The organism is Aquitalea sp. S1-19, from assembly GCF_024343515.1.
Map to the genome: position 1 here is coordinate 1 of NZ_RJTZ01000310.1, position 1,308 is coordinate 1,308.

Below are 1,308 nucleotides of genomic sequence, written 5' to 3' on the forward strand. Positions count from 1 at the left end.
ACCGACTTGGCCAGGTTACGCGGTTTATCGACGTCGGTACCACGCGCCAGGGCCACATGGTAAGACAGCATCTGCACCGGGATGGTGTGCACGATGGGCGACAATACGCCGGAATGGCGCGGGGTGCGGATCACATGCACGCCCGGGCTGTCTTCGAAATGGCTGTCCAGATCGGCAAATACGAACAGCTCGCCGCCACGGGCCGAGACTTCCTGCATGTTCGACTTGACCTTCTCGAGCAGGCTGTCGTTAGGTGCAATCACCACCACCGGCATGTTTTCATCCACCAGCGCCAGCGGGCCATGCTTGAGTTCGCCAGCCGGATAGGCTTCGGCGTGGATATAGGTGATTTCTTTCAGCTTAAGCGCGCCTTCCAGTGCGATCGGGTAGTGCAGACCGCGCCCGAGGAACAGGGCATCATTCTTGGCGGCAAAACGCTCGGCCCAGGCCTTGATCTGTGGCTCGAGGTTAAGCGCATGTTGTACCGAGCCCGGCAGATGGCGCAGCTCGTCGATCAGGCGCGCTTCGTCCGCGTCGCCCAGCTTGCCGCGCAGCTTGGCCAGGGTCGCGGCGAGGGTGAACAGCGCCACCAGCTGGGTGGTGAATGCCTTGGTCGAAGCCACACCGATTTCGGCGCCGGCGCGGGTGTAGAACACCAGATCGGAGGCGCGCGGAATGGCGCTCTCACGCACATTGCAGATGGACAGAGCCCACTTGTGGCCCAGTTCGCGCGCGTATTTCAGCGCTTCCATGGTGTCCAGCGTCTCGCCCGACTGAGAAATGGTGACCACCAGATGCTCGGGGTCGGCCCAGGCCGCACGGTAGCGGTATTCACTGGCGATCTCGACATCGCACTGGATGCCGGCCATGGCTTCTATCCAGTATTTGGCGGTCAGGCCGGCGTAATAGCTGGTGCCGCAGGCAAGAATCTTCACTCCGCGCACACGGCTCAATACGTCGGCGGCCTGCGCGCCAAACAGCTCGGGCACAAAGCCGCTATCCAGCAGGTTTTCCAGCGTATCGGCAATCGCCTTGGGCTGCTCGTGGATTTCTTTCTGCATGAAGTGGCTATACGGGCCCAGCTCCAGCGAGGCCAGCGAGACATCGGACACATGGATGGCGCGCAGGGCCGGCTGATCATCCTTGTCGGTCAGCATCACGCTGTCACGGGTCAGCAGGCCGATATCGCCCTCTTCCAGGAAGATCACCCGGCGTGTGGCCGACAAAATGGCGGATACATCGGAGGCGATGAAGTTTTCACCCTCGCCCAGGCCGACCAAGAGCGGGCAGCCCATGCGCGCACACACC

The 1,308-nt window shown here is 62.2% G+C and carries 1 protein-coding gene; it reads right to left on the reverse strand.

Features of this window, described 5'->3' with window-relative positions; all coding sequences use genetic code 11:
• Positions 1-1,308, reverse strand: a 1,308-nt coding sequence (gene glmS, locus EGI20_RS18695; protein ID WP_498633194.1) for a glutamine--fructose-6-phosphate transaminase (isomerizing), incomplete at both ends; no start/stop codon positions are given.